At 71.1% G+C, this 16988-nt stretch carries 11 protein-coding genes; 8 read left to right on the forward strand and 3 right to left on the reverse strand.

Annotation, left to right across the window (positions count from 1 at the left end):
* Positions 1 to 139: 139 nt before the first annotated feature.
* The 8 genes from ACIPPS_RS00820 to ACIPPS_RS00855 all read left to right on the forward strand — a co-directional run bounded on the left by ACIPPS_RS00820 (position 140) and on the right by ACIPPS_RS00855 (position 10623).
* Positions 140 to 3880 carry a nitrate- and nitrite sensing domain-containing protein gene (locus ACIPPS_RS00820; protein ID WP_401425195.1) on the forward strand — a complete coding sequence of 1247 codons (3741 nt, stop codon included), beginning with the start codon at positions 140 to 142 and terminating at the stop codon, positions 3878 to 3880.
* A gap of 9 nt (positions 3881 to 3889) precedes the next feature.
* A complete protein-coding gene (locus ACIPPS_RS00825) occupies positions 3890 to 4303 on the forward strand; it encodes a roadblock/LC7 domain-containing protein (protein WP_030325548.1) in 414 nt (137 codons plus the stop codon).
* 141 nt (positions 4304 to 4444) lie between these two features.
* Positions 4445 to 4852, forward strand: coding sequence for a DUF742 domain-containing protein (locus tag ACIPPS_RS00830; protein WP_401425197.1), 408 nt, complete (start codon positions 4445 to 4447; stop codon positions 4850 to 4852).
* Complete coding sequence (locus tag ACIPPS_RS00835; protein ID WP_401425199.1) at positions 4833 to 5414, forward strand: GTP-binding protein; 582 nt, start codon at positions 4833 to 4835, stop codon at positions 5412 to 5414. The genes ACIPPS_RS00830 and ACIPPS_RS00835 overlap by 20 nt, the downstream gene beginning before the upstream one ends.
* Positions 5415 to 5755: 341 nt before the next feature.
* Complete coding sequence (locus tag ACIPPS_RS00840; RefSeq protein WP_401425201.1) at positions 5756 to 8995, forward strand: nitrate- and nitrite sensing domain-containing protein; 3240 nt, start codon at positions 5756 to 5758, stop codon at positions 8993 to 8995.
* Between the two features lie 7 nt (positions 8996 to 9002).
* A complete protein-coding gene (locus tag ACIPPS_RS00845; RefSeq protein ID WP_005311461.1) occupies positions 9003 to 9416 on the forward strand; it encodes a roadblock/LC7 domain-containing protein in 414 nt (137 codons plus the stop codon).
* Between the two features lie 93 nt (positions 9417 to 9509).
* Entirely contained in the window at positions 9510 to 10061 is a 552-nt protein-coding gene (locus ACIPPS_RS00850; protein ID WP_401425203.1) for a DUF742 domain-containing protein, read from the forward strand.
* A complete protein-coding gene (locus ACIPPS_RS00855; RefSeq protein WP_050791473.1) occupies positions 10042 to 10623 on the forward strand; it encodes an ATP/GTP-binding protein in 582 nt (193 codons plus the stop codon). Before ACIPPS_RS00850 ends, ACIPPS_RS00855 begins: the two co-directional genes overlap by 20 nt.
* Positions 10624 to 10809: 186 nt before the next feature.
* Here the strand turns inward: ACIPPS_RS00855 and ACIPPS_RS00860 are convergent, their stop codons facing one another.
* The 3 genes from ACIPPS_RS00860 to ACIPPS_RS00870 form a co-directional block, all read right to left on the reverse strand.
* Positions 10810 to 11022 carry an acyl-CoA carboxylase subunit epsilon gene (locus tag ACIPPS_RS00860; RefSeq protein WP_401425206.1) on the reverse strand — a complete coding sequence of 71 codons (213 nt, stop codon included), beginning with the start codon at positions 11020 to 11022 and terminating at the stop codon, positions 10810 to 10812.
* A gap of 14 nt (positions 11023 to 11036) precedes the next feature.
* Positions 11037 to 12620, reverse strand: a complete 1584-nt coding sequence (locus ACIPPS_RS00865) for an acyl-CoA carboxylase subunit beta (protein WP_401425208.1) — start codon at positions 12618 to 12620, stop codon at positions 11037 to 11039.
* 401 nt (positions 12621 to 13021) lie between these two features.
* Entirely contained in the window at positions 13022 to 16864 is a 3843-nt protein-coding gene (locus ACIPPS_RS00870) for an endo-alpha-N-acetylgalactosaminidase family protein (RefSeq protein ID WP_401425209.1), read from the reverse strand.
* Positions 16865 to 16988 lie beyond the last annotated feature (124 nt).

The raw sequence follows: 16988 nt of genomic DNA on the forward strand, positions 1-16988 counted from the left end.
GCAGCGCCGGGTGAGCGGCGGGGAAGGGGGAACTGCGCCGGTCATCGACGACCACCACTGGGGCGCATTCGCGTCCCGAGACGCCGACACCGTCCTCCGTTCACGCGGAAGGGCGCCTGGTCCAGAGGTTGCGACGCTAGTGCAGGGACGATTCAAGAGGGACAGCGCTGCTGCCGAGCAGGAGCCTCGCGCCGGAACCGACCGCGCCCAGAATCCGGGCCAGGGTCCGGCGGGCGAAGGCGGTGACGCTTCCGCGCGCAACGGCGCCGCGAACGCCGCCTCCGAGTCCACCGCCCCGGCCGCCAAGAAGCCCCGGGGCGAGAACGAGGTCGGGCCGCGAATAGCCCTGCGCAACTGGCGCATCTCGACGCGTCTGGTCGCCCTGCTGACCCTCCCCGTGGTCGCGGCCACCAGTCTCGGCGGCATCCGCATCAGCGAGTCGCTCCAGGACATGGAGCAGCTCGACCACATGCAGCTGCTCACCAAGCTGACCGAAGAGGCCACCGACCTCGCCAAGGCCCTCCAGGCCGAGCGCGACCTGTCGGCCGGTCCCCTCGCCAACGGCAAGTCGGCCAACGACTACCAGGTCGCCAACCCGCGCAAGACCACGGACCGGGCCCAGAAGGCGTTCATGGACGCCACCTCGGAGATCCCGGCCACCGAGGGCGACGAGGCGCTGCAGAGCATCCGCCAGAACGTCAGCCAGATCGCCTCCCAGGTCGTCCAGATCGGCGGCATCCGCCAGGAGGCGTACAAGGCCGGCGTCGCGCACTCGGTGACGGTCGAGGCGTACAGCCGCCTCATCCGCTCGCTGCTCAGCCTCTCCCAGGACATGGCGCAGGCGACCAGCAACCCCGAGATGATCAAGCGGACCCGGGCGCTCGCCGCCTTCTCCTCCGCCAAGGAGTACGCCTCCGTCCAGCAGGCGATCATCGCCTCCGCGCTCCCCTCGAACGACAGCCGGGCCGGCAAGCTGGAACCGGGCGACCGCCTCTACGGCTACGCGGCCCAGCAGGGCGAGAAGGTCGAGCTCAAGCAGTTCCAGACCATCTTCGAGTCCGCCGGCGGCGACGCCGACCAGCTGACCAGCTCGCTGACGAGCGGCAACCCCTCCATCGACTCCGCGGACAAGTACGCGGACCGGGTGCTGTCCATCGACTCGGGCATGGCCGGCCGTGCCAAGCGCGGTCACCTGAACTTCACCGACGAGTACGGCACCAAGATCAACGCCATGACCGTCATCGAGGCCGACCTCCTCGACAAGATGGAGACCAAGGCCCGTGAGCTGCGCGCCGAGTCGCAGCGCGAAGCGATCATCAACGGTGCGCTGATCCTCATCGTCCTCGGCGTCTCCCTGGTCGGCGCCTTCGTCGTGGCCCGGTCCATGATCCGCTCGCTGCGCCGGCTCCAGGACACCGCCACCAAGGTCGCCCAGGACCGTCTGCCCGAGCTCGTCAAGCAGCTCTCCGAGTCGGACCCGCAGGACGTCGACACCTCCGTCGAGTCCGTCGGTGTGCACTCCCGGGACGAGATCGGCCAGGTGGCCGCGGCCTTCGACGACGTGCACCGCGAGGCCGTCCGCCTCGCCGCCGAGCAGGCCCTCCTCCGGGGCAACGTCAACGCCATGTTCACCAACCTCTCGCGCCGCTCGCAGGGCCTCATCCAGCGTCAGCTCTCGCTCATCTCCGAACTGGAGTCCCGCGAGGCCGACCCGGACCAGCTCTCCTCGCTCTTCAAGCTCGACCACCTCGCGACCCGCATGCGCCGTAACGGCGAGAACCTCCTCGTCCTCGCCGGTGAGGAGCCGGGCCGCCGGTGGACCCGGCCGGTCCCGCTGGTCGACGTGCTCCGTGCCGCCGCCTCCGAGGTGGAGCAGTACGAGCGGATCGAACTGGCCGCCGTGCCCGCGACCGAGGTCGCCGGCCGCGTGGTCAACGACCTCGTGCACCTCCTCGCCGAGCTGCTGGAGAACGCCACGTCGTTCTCCTCGCCGCAGACCAAGGTCCGGGTCACCGGTCACGCGCTGCCCGACGGCCGTGTGCTCGTCGAGATCCACGACACCGGCATCGGCCTCTCCCCCGAGGACCTCGCCGCGATCAACGAGCGGCTCGCCTCGCCGCCCACCGTGGACGTCTCCGTCTCCCGCCGCATGGGTCTGTTCGTGGTCGGCCGCCTGTCCCTGCGACACGGCATCCGCATCCAGCTGCGCCCGTCGGACTCCGGCGGCACCACCGCGCTCGTCATGCTCCCGGTCGACGTCGCCCAGGGCGGCAAGAAGCCCGCGCCCAAGCCGGGTGCCGGTGGCCAGGGCGCGATGCCGCAGGCTCCGTCCGCCCCGGGCGGCCGGCTGACCGGCGGTCCCGGCTCGGCCGGCGGCCCCGGAAGCGGTGCGCGTCCGGGCCTCGGCGGCGCGCCGACGGGGTCGGCCGCCGGCCGCCTCGCCGCGGGTGCGGGCCAGGCGCGCGGACAGGTCGGCGCGGGCAGCGGTCCGCGTGCGGCGCTGCCCGGCCGGGACGGCGTACCGCGTCAGAACGGTCCGCAGGACCGGTCGCAGGGCCAGACTCCGCAGCAGCCCCAGCCCCAGCAGCAGCCTCAGAACGCGCAGACCGCGCAGATGCCGCAGATATCCCAGGACCCGCAGCAGCAGCAGCGGCCGGGCCTCGGCGCCGGTGGCTTCGGCGGGGCGCAGAGCGCCATCCCGTCGCGTACGGACGTCTGGGGCGGCCAGCAGAGCCAGGGCCGAAACGCTCCGGGCCAGCACAACCCGGGCCAGGGCCAGCACCCGCAGCAGGGCCAGCAGCCGCAGCAGCAGCAGCAGCCCCAGGGCAACCAGGGCCAGGGCAACCAGGGCCAGCAGGGCGGCTTCCCGCGCGCCGAGCTGCCCGGGGGCAACCCGCAGCAGCGGACGCAGTCCACCAGCTGGGGCAACGACCAGGCGCAGCCGGCCCGCCGCCCGCAGCAGGACATGTCGCCCCTGGACGCCCCGCGCGGTCACGAGGAGCCGGAGAGCACGGGCCAGTTCTCCCGTCCGGGAGCGCCTCAGGGCCCCGGCTCCACGGGCCAGTTCCCCCGCCCGGACTTCGGTCAGCAGCAGGCCCCGCAGCCGTACCAGCCCGGAGCGCAGGACCCGGCGTCCACCGCCCCGTTCCCGCGCCCGGACTTCGGCCAGCCGCAGCAGGCCCCGCAGCAGCAGGCCCCCCAGCCGTACCAGCAGCAGGCCCCCCAGGCCCCGGCTCCGCGTCAGCGCGGCGGCGGCAACGGTGGCGACTACGGTGCGCCCCGCCCGGCCGGCAACCTGCCCCAGCAGCAGCCCCAGTCCCAGCAGCCCCAGCTCCAGCAGCCCCGCCAGCCGGAGGCGCTGCCGCCGGCCGGCAGCTCGGCCAACGCGCGTACCCCGCTGTACGACACGCTGGAGACCAACTGGTTCAACCAGACCCAGGGCGGCCAGGGTCAGGGCCAGGACGGCTACGGCCAGCAGGGTCAGGCCCCCCAGGGTCAGGCCCCGGCCGCACCGCAGCAGCCCGCTCCCCAGCGCCATCCCGCCCCGCAGGGCGGCGGCGCCGGTGGCCAACAGGGCGGGCCCGCCTCCTGGCGGACCTCGCCCAACGACGAGCTCGTGCGCCAGGCCGAGCGGGTCCGTAAGCCGGCGGCCGGGGGGATCACCACCTCCGGGCTGCCCAAGCGCGTTCCGCGCGCGAACCTCGTACCCGGGACCGCACAGGAGCAGGCCCACACGGCCGGCCCTCAGGTCTCGCGTGCACCCGATGACGTCCGTGGCCGGCTCACCAATCTGCGCCGCGGCATCCAGCAGGGCCGCCAGGCGGGCAACTCCACCACGGGCACCTTCCACACCGGCCCCACCCACCAGCAGGAGCGTTAGTTGAGCGCGATGAGCCAGGCGGCGCAGAATCTGAACTGGTTGATCACCAACTTCGTGGACAACACCCCAGGGGTGTCCCACACGGTGGTGGTCTCCGCCGACGGTCTGCTCCTTGCCATGTCGGAAGGATTTCCCCGCGACCGCGCCGACCAGCTGGCGGCGGTCGCGTCCGGACTGACCTCGCTGACCGCGGGAGCGTCCCGGATCTTCGAGGGCGGACCCGTCGCCCAGACGGTCGTGGAGATGGAGCGCGGCTTCCTCTTCCTGATGTCGGTCTCCGACGGTTCCTCGCTGGCCGTGCTCGCACACCCCGAGTGCGACATCGGCCTCGTGGGCTACGAGATGACGCTGCTGGTCGACCGGGCCGGCAGCGTCCTCACCCCGGATCTCCGCGCGGAGCTCCAGGGCAGCCTGCTGCACTAGACCCGTACCGTTGCACGTAGCGACAGGGCGGTACGCCCCTCCGTACCGCCCTGGGCACCAGAAACCGTCCGGCCGCCCCCTTCGGCCCCCCACCGGCCCCATCAGACGACATGAACGCGTGCCGTCACGCCCGGAGGATTCATGACCCCGCCCCCCGCCTCTCACGATCCGTACGGCGCCTCCCTCGACGAGTCGTACGGATATGAGGGCGACCAGCCGCTGGTCCGGCCCTACGCCATGACCGGCGGCCGGACCCGGCCGAGGTACCAACTCGCCATCGAGGCCCTGGTCAGCACCACGGCCGACCCGGCGCATCTCGCCACCCTGCTCCCCGAGCACCAGCGGATCTGCCACCTGTGCCGTGAGGTCAAGTCGGTGGCGGAGGTGTCGGCGCTCCTGTCGATGCCGCTCGGTGTGGCCCGCATCCTCGTCGCCGACCTGGCGGAGGCGGGCATGGTGGCGATCCACCAGCCGGGCAACGGAGAGGCCGGCGGCACGCCGGACGTGACACTGCTGGAAAGGGTGCTCAGTGGACTTCGCAAGCTCTAGCGGCGGTGCGGCCCGTTCGACCACCAGCGCGAAGATCGTGGTGGCGGGTGGCTTCGGCGTGGGCAAGACCACGTTCGTCGGCGCCGTCTCGGAGATCGACCCGCTGCGTACCGAGGCCGTCATGACGTCGGCATCGGCCGGTATCGACGACCTCACGCACACCGGGGACAAGACCACCACGACGGTGGCGATGGACTTCGGCCGTATCACCCTGGACCAGGACCTGATCCTGTACCTCTTCGGTACGCCGGGTCAGGACCGCTTCTGGTTCATGTGGGACGACCTGGTGCGCGGTGCGATCGGCGCCGTGGTCCTGGTCGATACGCGCCGTCTCGCCGACTGCTTCCCCGCGGTCGACTACTTCGAGAACAGCGGTCTGCCGTTCGTCATCGCCCTCAACGGCTTCGACGGCCACCAGCCGTACAACCCGGAGGAGGTCCGCGAGGCCCTCCAGATCGGCCCGGACGCCCCGATCATCACCACCGACGCCCGCCACCGCGCGGACGCCAAGAGCGCGCTGATCACGCTCGTGGAGCACGCGTTGATGGCACGTCTCAAGTAGGAGAACGCGTACGGAAGTTGTCGTACGGCCTTCGGGAGGCGGTCTGTGTCCTTTGCCACGGCCCGCCTCCGCGTTCATAACGTTTCGACAGAGAATTACGGCGCCACGGCCACCCGACGCATCCGATCGGTACCACTGCGCTCACATGAGCCCCGTCATTTGGCGGGGCTCGTTCTTTATGCCCGTTTTATCTGGCCCGTGGGCGGGTGGAACCGCATGCTCAGGGCTGTTTGGAAGGGAGCCCTTTCACGTGCTGCAATTCATGAACTCCCGAGTAGTACGGCCCTGAACGAAGAAACACGGCACAACGTAGGTGCCGACGCCGAGAGGTTGTTGGTCGAGTGAGGCGAAGCAAGGAAAGCTCCGCGGAGCAGCAGGCGCGAGGCAACTTCACGCCGCCTGCGCGCATGATGGCGTCGCCCGACGCCGCAGCGGTGCCCGCGACGCCGACGGCCGCGAGCGCCAAGGGGAGCTCCAGCAAGCTGTCGCCGCGCAACTGGCGGGTACCGACCAGGCTGAACGCCATCCTCCTCATACCCGTGCTGGTCGGCCTGGTCATGGGCGGGTTCCAGGTGAACGGGGCCATCAACACCTGGCAGGAGGCGCAGAACGCCGAGAAGACGGCGCTGATCGTGCGCGCCGCATCGGAGTACAGCCAGGCGCTGCTCGACGAGCGTGACCTCACCGCCGCTCCCCTGCTGACCGCCCGGTCCGCGGAGGACCGCAAGAGCGACGAGGTCACCCAGGCGTACGCCGCCACCGACGCCGCCAAGGTCAAGTTCGACCAGGCCGTCAAGAACATGCCGGAGGGCGAGGGCCTGGAGCGCCGTCTGCGGCTGTTCCAGGACGAGGAGCCCAAGCTCGAGAAGCTCCGCCAGGCCGCCTACACCGCGGCCCTGGACCCGGTGAACACCCAGCTCGGCTACACCTCCGTCCAGCACTACCTGATGGAGTTCTCCAACGAGCTCGGTCTCGGCACGACCAACGTCACCGCCTACGGCCGCACGCTCTACGCCATCCAGCTCGCCAAGGGCGCCGAGTCGCTCCAGCGCTCGATCGGCACCCAGCTGCTCGTCCGGCCCAGCCAGAAGGACGCGGTCTTCGCGCAGCAGTCGGTCGCGCTGAACTCGTACAACTACCTGGAGCAGATCGCCCTCGGCGAGTACAACTCCGGCGGCACCCAGGCGGACGTGGACCGGCTGAAGCAGGTCATGTCGGAGAAGGCCGCCGAGGGTGAGAAGAAGATGCAGGCGGCCGGCATCACCCTTCCCAAGGGCGCCGACGGGTCGGTCTTCACCGGGATGGCCAAGGAGATCGGTTCCGCCGAGGACGCCGACGCGATCAAGGACCTCCGGAAGAAGGGCATCACGCCCGAGACCTGGATGGCGGTGGCCACCGGCAAGTTCGACGGCTACACCGAGATCGAGAAGGAGCTCGTCGACAAGGCCGTGGCCGAGGCCGCCGACATCTCCTCGGACGCCCAGACCGACGCGTACGTCATCGGCGGCATCGTCGTCATCGCGCTCCTCGCCGCCTTCATCATCGCCGGCCTCATGGCCCGCCAGATGAGCCGCGCGATGCGCGAGCTGCGCACCGCCGCCTTCGCCGTCGCCGAGCAGCGCCTGCCGATGCTGGTCGACCAGCTCTCCCGGACCGAGCCGGGCCGCGTGGACACCCGCGTGCAGCCCATCCCGATCGACACCCAGGACGAGATCGGCGAGGTCGCCCGCGCCTTCGACCAGGTGCACCGCGAGGCCGTCCGGCTCGCCGCCGAGCAGGCCATGCTGCGAGGCAACGTCAACGCGATCTTCACCAACCTCTCGCGCCGCAACCAGTCGCTGATCGAGGGCCAGCTGACCCTCATCACCGACCTGGAGAACAACGAGGCCGACCCGGACCAGCTGGAGAACCTCTTCAAGCTGGACCACCTGGCCACCCGTATGCGCCGCAACGGCGAGAACCTCCTCGTCCTCGCCGGCGAGGAGCCGGGCCGCCGCTGGGACCAGCCGGTGCCGCTGGTCGACGTGATGCGTGCCGCCTCCTCCGAGGTGGAGCAGTACGAGCGCATCGAGCTGGCCGGTGTCCCGGAGGCCGAGATCCACGGCCAGGCCGTGACCGACCTCGTGCACCTGCTCGCCGAGCTCCTGGAGAACGCCACCACGTTCTCCTCCCCGCAGACCAAGGTCCGCGTCACCGCGACCCGGCTGCCCGACGGCCGCGTGATGGTCGAGATCCACGACAAGGGCATCGGCCTCACCGCCGAGGACTTCGCGGACATCAACCACAAGCTGGCCAACCCGCCGACCGTGGACGCCGCCGTCTCGCAGCGCATGGGCCTCTTCGTGGTCGGCCGCCTCGCGGACCGGCACGGCATCCGCGTCCAGCTGCGCCCCTCGGGCGAGCAGGCCGGTACGACCTCGCTGGTCATGCTGCCCGACGCGATCACCCACGGTGGCGGTGGCGAGCAGCTGCCCGAGAACGACTTCACGGTCTCGCAGATCATCCCGCAACAGCAGCAGCACGCCTTCGAGCCGGTGCAGCCGCAGATGCGCACCGCGGCCGAGCTCGGCTTCGACGACTCGCGCTACGAGGAGCCCGCGGACGACCGCCAGCTCGACCCGGTGAACCGTTCGCTGATGCGCGAGGAGCGCAGGGCGGCCCTGGAGTCGCAGGCGCAGGGCGGCGAGCGTCCGCTGTTCCGGGACGAGGTCGACCCCGCGCACCAGGGCTACGCCCAGCAGGAGCAGGGGTACGGGCAGCAGGAGTACGCCCCGCAGGAGCAGGAGTACACCCAGGAGTACGCGGGCGACTTCGGCCAGCCTCAGCAGGCCCAGCAGCACGAGGGTTACGACTACTCCCAGCAGGGCTACGACGGTTACGCCCAGCCCGCCGGCGGATACCCCGAGAACGGTTATGCGGAATCCGGCTATCCGGTCCAGGAGACCGAGCAGGCCTCGTACGAGCACGCCTACGAGCCCCAGGGCCAGCAGGCGGAGTGGCCGGGTCAGAGCACCTATCAGGGCGGCTACGAGCAGAGCTACGGAGCGGAAGCGGAATCTGCTCCCAGCGCTCCCGAAGCGGCCTCCGAGCGCGTAGGCTTCGACCGTCCGGGTTCGGCGTCGAACCCCACCCCGGACGCCGGCCACGCGCTGACCGACGCGGGTCTGCCGCGCCGCGGCAGCACCGCCGCGCAGGGCCCGCAGCCCACGCGGCAGACGGCCCAGCAGCCGGTCCAGCAGCCGGCGCAGCAGCCGGCGCAGGCGCAGCAGAACGAAGCCGACGGTTCCGACGCGTGGCGCTCGACCAACGACGAGCGCTGGCAGCGGGCCGAGAAGCTCCGCGACCCGAAGGCGGGCGGGGTCACCTCCTCCGGACTGCCGAAGCGGGTCCCCAAGGCCAATCTGGTCGAGGGCACGGCGGAGCAGACCCCTCAGGGCGGCCCCCAGGTCTCCCGCACTCCTGAGGACGTCCGGGGCAGGTTGAGCAACCTGCGCCGCGGTGTCCAGCAGGGACGCAGCGCGGGGACGGACACGAACGGATCGGGCCTCGGCCCGGGCAGTACCTACAACCAGGAGCGTTAGTGTGAGCATGAGCCAGGCGGCGCAGAATCTGAACTGGTTGATCACCAACTTCGTGGACAACACCCCCGGGGTGTCCCACACGGTGGTGGTCTCCGCCGACGGACTCCTGCTGGCGATGTCCGAGGGGTTCCCCCGGGACCGCGCCGACCAGCTGGCGGCCGTCGCCTCCGGACTGACCTCGCTGACCGCGGGCGCCTCCCGGATCTTCGAGGGCGGTGCGGTCAACCAGACGGTCGTGGAGATGGAGCGCGGCTTCCTCTTCATCATGTCGATCTCGGACGGCTCCTCGCTGGCCGTGCTCGCACACCCCGAGGCCGACATCGGTCTCGTGGGCTACGAGATGGCTCTGCTGGTGGATCGTGCGGGCAGTGTCCTGACGCCTGACCTCCGGGCGGAACTGCAGGGAAGTCTTCTCAACTAACAGACAGACAGTGCGTTTCACGCCACCGCCCCGTAAGGTGCGGTGGCGCGGCTCCACAGGGACATGGACCGCGAGGCAGTCGGAGGAGGAGACGTGGGGACACCCCCGGGCGGACACCCGTACAACGGTTTTGACGCGCATGCGCAGGGAGAAGGCGCGCAGAACCGGTTCAACTTCCCCTCTGCCCCCAGCAGCAGACAGGGCGCGCAGCAGCCCTACCAGCAGCCGCAGCAGCAGCAGCCGACGGGTGCGCCCGCGGCTCAGCGGAACCCGGGCGGCTCGGGCTCACGCCCGAGCGGGAACCACAACCCGCTCGTGCGCCCGTACGCCATGACCGGCGGCCGGACCCGGCCGCGTTACCAGCTCGCCATCGAGGCGCTGGTCAGTACGACGGCCGATCCGTCCCGGCTGCAGGGGCAGTTGCCCGAGCACCAGCGGATCTGCCGACTGTGCTTCGAGATCAAGTCGGTCGCTGAGATCTCGGCACTTCTCTCCATCCCCCTCGGCGTTGCCCGGATTCTCGTCGCCGACCTGGCCGAGGCCGGACTTGTCGCCATCCACCAGCCCGGCGGCGACGAGGCCGCCGGCGGTCAGCCAGACGTGACACTGCTCGAAAGGGTGCTCAGTGGACTTCGCAAGCTCTAGCGGCGGCGCGGCCCGTTCAACCACCAGCGCGAAGATCGTGGTGGCGGGTGGCTTCGGCGTGGGCAAGACCACGTTCGTCGGCGCCGTCTCGGAGATCAACCCGCTGCGTACCGAGGCCGTCATGACGTCTGCGTCCGCGGGCATCGACGACCTCACGCACACCGGCGACAAGACGACGACGACTGTCGCGATGGACTTCGGCCGTATCACCCTGGACCAGGACCTGATCCTGTACCTCTTCGGTACGCCGGGTCAGGACCGCTTCTGGTTCATGTGGGACGACCTGGTGCGCGGCGCCATCGGCGCCGTCGTGCTCGTGGACACCCGCCGTCTCGCCGACTGCTTCCCCGCGGTCGACTACTTCGAGAACAGCGGCCTGCCGTTCGTCATCGCCCTCAACGGCTTCGACGGCCACCAGCCGTACAACCCGGAGGAGGTCCGCGAGGCCCTCCAGATCGGCCCGGACACGCCGATCATCACCACCGACGCCCGCCACCGCGCGGACGCCAAGAGCGCGCTGATCACGCTCGTGGAGCACGCGCTGATGGCCCGCCTGCGGTAGGCGAGTCTCCCAGGGACTGTCCCGTACGAAAGGGCCCGCGGCACCGTCACGGTGCGGCGGGCCCTTCGTCGTACCGGGGCGGCGCGGGAGGCAGCACGAAGGCCCCGTCTCCGGGTGGAGACGGGGCCTTCGACGGGGCCTCGACGGCGGGGCCCTCGACGGCGGGGCCCTCGACGGCGCTGAGGGTCAGCCCTGCCAGGAGTGGGAGGGGCGGAAGCCCGACTGGCGCTCCAGGCGGCGCCAGCCGGCCGTGGAGCGGCCGTGGCGGGAGACCGAGGCGTCGTCGGCGGGCTGGGCGGCCGCGCGGGCCAGGAGGACCGCGGTGATGGCGGCCAGCTCCTCGGGGTCGGCGTGGCCCTTCTCGACGCGGAGAAGGTTCGCTGTGGCAGGTGTGGTCACGTCTGTGGCTCCTCTTACTGAGGCGGGTTGCCGTGCTTGCGGGACGGCAGGTCGGCGTGCTTGGTGCGGAGCATGGCGAGCGACCTGATGAGGATCTCCCGCGTCTCCGCGGGGTCGATCACGTCGTCGACCAGACCGCGCTCCGCGGCGTAGTACGGGTGCATCAGCTCGGCCTTGTACTCCTTGACCATGCGCGTCCGCATGGCGTCCGAGTCCTCGGCCTCCGCGATCTGCTTGCGGAAGATGACGTTGGCGGCGCCTTCGGCGCCCATCACCGCGATCTCGTTGGTGGGCCAGGCGTACGTCAGGTCGGCGCCGATGGACTGGGAGTCCATGACGATGTACGCGCCGCCGTACGCCTTGCGCAGGATCAGGCTGATCCGGGGCACGGTCGCGTTGCAGTACGCGTACAGCAGCTTCGCGCCGTGGCGGATGATTCCACCGTGCTCCTGGTCGACGCCCGGGAGGAAGCCGGGTACGTCCAAAAGGGTGACAATCGGAATATTGAAAGCATCGCACATCTGCACGAAACGGGCGGCCTTCTCCGAGGCCTCGATGTCCAGCACACCGGCCAGCGACTGTGGCTGGTTGGCGACGATGCCGACGACCTGGCCGTCCAGGCGGGCCAGCGCGCAGATGATGTTGCGGGCCCAGCGCTCGTGGATCTCCAGGTAGTCGCCCTCGTCGACGAGCTCCTCGATCACCTTGTGCATGTCGTACGGACGGTTGCCGTCCGCCGGTACGAGGTCGAGCAGGACGTCCGAGCGGCGGTCCGCCGGGTCCTCGGAGGCCGTGGTCGGCGGGTTCTCGCGGTTGTTCTGCGGCAGCATCGACAGGAGGTAGCGCACCTCGGCGATGCAGGTCTCCTCGTCGTCGTACGCGAAGTGCGCGACGCCGCTCGTCTCGGCGTGCACGTCCGCGCCGCCGAGGCCGTTCTGGGTGATCTCCTCGCCGGTGACCGCCTTGACGACGTCCGGACCGGTGATGAACATCTGCGAGGTCTCACGGACCATGAAGACGAAGTCGGTCAGCGCCGGGCTGTACGCGGCGCCACCGGCGCACGGGCCGAGCATCACCGAGATCTGCGGGATGACACCCGAGGCGCGCGTGTTGCGCTGGAAGATCCCGCCGTAGCCGGCGAGCGCCGAGACGCCCTCCTGGATCCGGGCGCCCGCGCCGTCGTTCAGGGAGACCAACGGCGCGCCCGAGGCGATCGCCATGTCCATGATCTTGTGGATCTTGGTGGCGTGGGCCTCGCCCAGCGCGCCGCCGAAGATCCGGAAGTCGTGGGCGTAGACGAAGACCGTGCGGCCCTCGACCGTGCCCCAGCCGGTGATGACACCGTCGGTGTACGGCTTCTTTGCCTCCAGGCCGAAGCCGGTGGCGCGGTGCCGACGGAGCTGCTCGACCTCGTTGAAGGAACCCGGGTCCACCAGCAGCTCGATGCGCTCACGAGCGGTGAGCTTGCCCTTGGCGTGCTGCGCCTCGGTCGCCCGGTCGCTCGGCCCGCGCCGGGCCTCCTCGCGCAGGGCGTGCAGTTCGGCCACGCGGCCTCGGGCGTCGGTCGGCTCGCTCGGGATCTGGTCCACAACGGTCATGTACCGACCCTACGAAGTCGAGCAAGCAAATCCCGCCGTTGACTCCGTACAGTCTCCCGCATCGAATCCTGGTGGAGTAAGACAGAACCATGTTCGAGTCGGGCCGAGTCGACAGCCGAAGACCCCCTGCTTTTGTCGGGTCCCCACATAGCCACCTGGCGGCGATGTATGGATCCCCGACGGTGGACCGAGCGGCGAGGGCGGCGACGACGGCGACGACGGACCGGCGCGCTCGCGCGGGGGCCGTGGCCATCAGGCGCCCCACCGTACCGGCTCGGCACCGTACCGGCTCGGCACCGTACCGGCTCGGCACCGGCGTCGTGGCCGGTGCCGAGCCTGGGCGCGCGGCGGTGCGGGGGCGGCGGCGGCCGTGATCAGGCGCGCCGCCTGCCCCCTTCCCCTCAACCGGCGCAGTGGAAGCGGGCGTTCCCCCAGTCCGCGTGGTCGTTGCCGTTGCCGTCGCCGCCGTCCGCCACCACCAGCTCGACCGAGGAGGCGCCGGTGACGTCGGCGGTGAGCGACCAGGCACGGTCCGACGCCTTCAGGACCGGCGACGCCACCTTCTCCGTACCGTCGGCGAGGACGCTGAACCGGACGGTGCCGCGGCTGGTCTGGACGTCGTCCACACCGACCTCGGCGGTGAAGGAGGTGCACTTCCCGCCCAGGTAGTAGCGGACCGTGGCCGGCGCGTGGGTGCCCAGGCCCTTGGCGTACGTCACTCCCCCGATCCTGAGCGGTGCGCCGTCGCCGGTGCCCGTCTCGCCGTTGGAGCCGTCGCGCTCGACCGGCCCCCAGCCGTTGGTGGCCGAGGTCCAGTCCAGGTCGCTCGCCCAGCTGTCGGCGGTGGGCGGCGGGGGCAGCGTACGGACCGTGGTGGTGGCGGTCAGTTTCCGCGCCTCTCCCCCGACGGTGTACGTGAGCGTGGAGCCGAGGGTGTACGGCCGGTAGGCCGCGTCCACCGGGGGCGTCACCTTCCAGGTGGCGGTCGCCTCGGCGCCCGCCGCGACCGTCCCGAGCGCCACGGGGGCGTCCGGTTCGGCGGTCCAGCCCTCCGGCAGCTCCAGGGCGGCCGTCGCACCGGGGACCGCGCTCGACTCGTCGTTGGCGAAGGTGGCCGTGACCTGGTTCGGGCGGCCCGGCTCCAGGGTCTCCGGGGCGGCCAGCGCGAGGGTGCCGCAGGCGGCCTTCTCGGAGGCCGGGCCCAGATCGGTGACGGTGAAGGCGTCCAGGACGAAGTCGGCGCCCTCGGGCGCGTCGGCGCGCTTGCGCAGTCCGGTCCAGGTGTCGCCGCAGCCGGCGGTCACGGTCTCGGAGAACTGCCCGGTGGTGCGCTGCTGCCCTAGGGGCGTACGCCGGGTCTCCACCGGGCTGCCGTTCGTCCGGTCGTAGCCGGTGACCCACTCGTAGGCGCCCGCGTGGCTGGACTGGTAGGCGTACGCGATCCGGTAGCTGTGTCCGTCCTTCAGGGGGACGGTCCAGGGCGCGGTGCGGTAGACCAGGCCGCTGTTCTCGTCGTGGGACTTCAGCGACTCGGCGCCGCCGATGACGTCGTCGATCAGCTTCCCGTTCCAGCCTGACTGGGTGTAGGGGGCGTGCAGCTGGGCGATGTGGGTGCGCGGGTCGGTCGTCCCGCCGGAGTCACCCTTCAGGAAGGGGCCCCAGCCCTGGTCGACGGCCTCGAAGTCCTCGTACACGAGGGCGCCGGCCCGGGTGGCGGGGTTGTTCGCGACGATCCGGACGTCGTCGATCCGGACCTTGGCGGTGGAGCCGCCCGCCGCCTCGACCTTCAGGGTCGTGGAGCCCGCGCGGGCGGTGAAGGTGACCTTGGCGCGCTGGAGGCGCGTGCCGTTCCAGTCGGAGGCGGCGACCTGGTCCTGGAGCGCCGAGCGGGCGACGGTGACGGACCGCCCGCCGACGGAGAGCGTGGTCGGGCGGGTCTTCCCCGGCTCGACCTCGATCAGCGCGGAGGCGGTGTAGCGGGTGCCGGGGGCGAGGCCGGTGATCCGCTGGCTCACGGACGTGGGGGCGGAGCCGGTGAGCGCGGCGCTGTTGCGGCCCTGCTCGTCCGTGTCGCGAGCGACCGTGCCGCTCTTCGACCAGGCCTCGAGCCGGGCGTCGTTGAAGCCGGGGTCGTCGACCGGCGTGCCCTGGCCCCAGCGCGGGTCGCGGGGCTCGGGGGCGCGGTCGGGGTAGAGGACGTAGGGCTGTCCGGCGACGGCGTCGAGCGTGACGGTGCCGCCGCTCGGCCGGACGGTCCCGGCCTTGACACGGCCGTTGTCGGTGAGCCGGTAGACGCTGTACGAACGAGCGCCGCCGGGCACGGCCCAACTCGTCGTCCCGCCGGTCTTGTTGTAGTGGTAGAGCTTCTTCCCGCCGTCCCAGGGCAGCAGGTAGTTGTCGCCGTCGAGGACCTTGCGGCCGTCCTCGTAGAACGTGCGCGTGCCGTTCTCGACGGTGCCGCGCACACCGCCGGTGAAGGCGATGTCGTTGCCGTTCCAGCGGGTGATGCGCTCCTGCTGGAGGTACTTGGCGGGCAGGTTCTTCTGCCAGATGTTGGCGTAGAAGTGGTTCCAGTCGGTCTCGCCGGTCCAGCCCTCGAAGTCCTCCAGGGCGGTCTGGCCGAGGACCGGGTGGTTGTTCCAGACGTCCTTCTCGCCGTTGCGGATGAAGCGGACGATCTGCGAGTTGAGGCCCTTGTTGGTGGCGCCGCCGTAGTTCAGGTCGTTGGCCCAGTGGGACCAGAGCGAGGCCCGCTCGAACTTCTCGGACCATTCGGTGGCGACGTTCCAGCCCTGGGACTGCACGGCCCGCATCGTCTTGTCGGCGATCCAGCCGTGCGTGTAGTAGACGTCGATGTAGAGCATCGACAGGTTCGGGTCGGTCTCGTCGCGGAGCTGCTGGAAGCGGCGGGCGAGGTCGCCGCTGTTGATGTCCCGGCGCTGGTCGATGTAGTAGCTCTGGTTCAGCCAGTTCCAGCCGGGCCTGCTCTTGTCGACGAGCGTCTCGCTGAAGTTCTTCGCCTCGGGGTACGACTCGGTGGCGTTGACGTGGACGCCGAAGCCCGCGCCCCACTTCCTGCCCTCCTTGAGGAGGGTGTTGAGGTCGGCGAGGCCGCCTGCCCGCTTGTTGTAGTTGCCGCCGTAGTCGGGGTGGGCCGAGTCGTGGCCCTCGGAGCCGTACCCCTTGAGCAGGGCGAACTGGCCGAGTCCGTCGGTGGCGAGGGAGATCCGCTTGACGTCGTCGAGGGTGCGCAGGAAGGGGTGGGTGGCGTGGGACGCGAAGTTGAAGGGGATGTGGGCGATCACCCGGTCCGGGGTCGCCTCGCTGCCCGGGGCCTTGATCCCGATGGCGGGGAAGGCGAGCGCGCCGTCCTGCCAGTCGGTCCTGCCGTCGGCGTTGGCGTCGGGGGTGACGACGACCTTGGCCCAGGGGAGGTCGGCGCCGCTCTCGGGGGCGGGGGCGCCCTCGCCCCGGTAGGTCCACTGGCCGGACCAGACGCCGACGCGGGTCTCGGTGCCGGCCTTGCGGGCCTGGTGCCAGAAACGGGCGCCGTCGCGGGCGCTCTGTCCCGAGGGCTTGTCGTACGAGGAGTTGGACTCGACGGCGGCGGCGAGGGAGGCGGTGTTGACCAGGGCGTAGCTCGCACCGGTGGGTGCCGCCTCCGCCGGGGTGGCGGCGGTGATGTCGGCGAAGACGTCCGCGGTCCGGGTGGAGTCGGGGTCGAGCCGGGTGAAGGCGGTCTCGGCGCCGGCCTCGGAGGAGCCGACGGAGACCAGGTCGTGCCCGGGTATGTCGATCGTGCCGACCCGGAAGGCCGCGGTGTCGCGGACGGCGGTCACCTGGAAGGTGGTGGTCCGGTCGCTGACGCCGAGCCGGGCGTCGATCTCGACGCCGGGCAGGCCGGGGAAGGCCAGCGTGTACGCGGCGGAGGAGGCGGTCAGGGCGGGGGCGCCGGTGGCGCGGACGGCGTGGGCGGTGCCGTTGAGGACGATCTCGGTGACCGGGGCCGTACTGCCGAGGAGGCGGGCGCCGGTGGCACGGTCCGTGTACGACAGGACGCGCGGGAAGTCCTGGGCCACGGCGACGGAGAGCCGGTCGGAGCGGATCAGGGCCTCGGCGGCGGCCTCGGCTCGCGCGGGCGCCTTCGTCTCGGCAAGGGCGGGACCCGGCAGGGCGAACACGGCGGACGAGGCGACGGCGATCGCGCAGGCGGCACGGATGCTTCGCGAGTTGGGGAGGGGCATGGGGACTAGTTGGGCCCCCGGGCGGCGCACCGTCAACGAGATCACCGGCCGGGGGCCCCGGCAGTCCAACAACCCCCTTCGGTTAGTCCAAGCGGGTGGACATCCGCCAGAGATGTTGAACATT

Origin of the sequence: Streptomyces sp. NPDC090127 (assembly GCF_044746945.1) — a bacterium.
GTDB lineage: Bacteria > Actinomycetota > Actinomycetes > Streptomycetales > Streptomycetaceae > Streptomyces.